The sequence below is a fragment of the Ochrobactrum sp. C6C9 genome (assembly GCF_022627935.1).
GTDB lineage: Bacteria > Pseudomonadota > Alphaproteobacteria > Rhizobiales > Rhizobiaceae > Brucella > Brucella teleogrylli.
On the sequence record NZ_JABXGB010000079.1, the window covers coordinates 1 to 1732 of the forward strand.

Consider the following 1732-nt stretch of genomic DNA (forward strand, 5'->3'; position numbering starts at 1 on the left):
TATAACAGCAATATACAGATGCGACAGATGGGCAAGATAGAGATGCGACATTTTTAGGTCGCGTGCCCTGTTCAGATCGAACGAGGAAAGGAAGACTGGGCGGCTCTTCACACGTATCCGTTTAGAGAGTTGCCATGTCTTGTTTGATTACGATGTCGCAGAAAGAACTCAATAGATTGGAAGTCATTCAGAAGATTCGAGATCGTCGTCTGACGGTTATCCAGGCGACTGCATTGCTGGATCTCAGCCGCAGCCAGATCCATCGTCTTTTACAGGCTTACGACAAGCTTGGGCATTCGGGTCTGATTTCGGGACGACGCGGACGCCCGAGCAATCGTCGTTACAGCGAGGATTTCCGGAATGCGGTGCTGGATCTGGTACGGGCTTATTATCGGGATTTTGGACCGACACTGGCCTGTGAGAAGCTTGCCGAACGCCACCGGCTTTCGGTCAGCAAGGAGACGCTGCGGCAATGGATGACGGTGGCGGGTTTGTGGACGTCACGGCGCGAACGCAAGCGACAACTGCATCAGCCGCGCGGTCGGCGTGATTGCTTTGGTGAGCTGGTACAGATCGATGGTTCGCATCATTGGTGGTTTGAGGAGCGGGGTCCCAAATGCGCCCTCCTCGTTTATATTGACGATGCCACGGGCAAGCTCCTGCATTTGCGCTTCGCTGGATCAGAGAACACGTTTGATTATTTTCATGCGACGAAGGCCTACCTGCAGCAATGGGGCAAGCCGCTGGCCTTTTACAGTGACAAACATGGTGTGTTTCGCACGACCCATGGTTCGCAGAAAGATCGCACGAGCGGTCTGACCCAGTTTGGCCGGGCGCTTTATGAACTCAACATCGACATTATCTGTGCCAATACCCCGCAGGCCAAAGGCCGTGTCGAGCGGGCAAACAGAACTTTGCAGGATCGTTTGGTCAAGGAATTGCGACTGCGCGGCATTGATACGATCGAAGCAGCCAATGCTTATGCGCCGGAATATATTGCAGACTTCAATGCCCGTTTTGGCAAGGATCCGCGCAATCCCAAAGATATGCACCGACCGCTGGCCGCACATGAGAACATCGATGGTGCGATGTGCCGGAAGGAAGTGCGGACACTGTCGCAAACACTGACGCTGCGTTACGACAAGGTGCTGTTCATCCTGGAGCCGACGGAGCTTGCAAAGCGGCTGGCTCGACAAAAGGTGATTGTCTGCGACTATCCCGATGGTCGTCTGGAGATCATGCATGGTACGGACACCCTGCCCTATACAACGTTCGACAAGCTTCGTTCTGTTCACCGGTCGCCTGTTGTCGAGAACAAGCGACTGGATGACATGCTTTCGATTGTGGCCGAGATGCAGGCGGGCCGGGAATTGCAACGCAGCAAGAGCGGTCCCCGTCGCACAGGTCAGACGAACCATCTGTTTGGCGTGCCTGATGGCAGTGTCGGGAACGGGTATCAGAAGCGTGAACGCAAATCGCGCACCGCTTACATGAACGATCCTGACGTTATCGCGCGTCGGGAAAAAGCGTTGGCTCGGTTGGCTGCGACGGAGTGAAATGGCCAGATCAATGACATTTGGCACTCTCAGAGCTAAAGCCGAAGGGCACCCATCGACCCGCCCCCATTCCTCGCTTGCAACCCCGACCAGCCTCTCGGAATGGGGGCTGAGCGTGCGCGCCTGTCGCATTTCTATCTTGCTGGCGCTGTCGCATCCTTAACTTGCTAAAACAA

At 55.0% G+C, this 1732-nt stretch carries 1 protein-coding gene; it reads left to right on the top strand.

Translation table 11 applies throughout. From position 1 onward, the window contains the following. Window positions 1–134: 134 nt before the first annotated feature. A complete protein-coding gene (locus HWD97_RS24095) occupies window positions 135–1556 on the top strand; it encodes an ISNCY family transposase (protein ID WP_109365971.1) in 1422 nt (473 codons plus the stop codon). Window positions 1557–1732: the final 176 nt, after the last annotated feature.

Excerpts from the sequence above, each read along its gene's own strand:
- HWD97_RS24095 (WP_109365971.1), top strand. The coding sequence starts at position 135 with ATGTCTTGTTTGATTACGATGTCGCAGAAAGAACTCAATAGATTGGAA.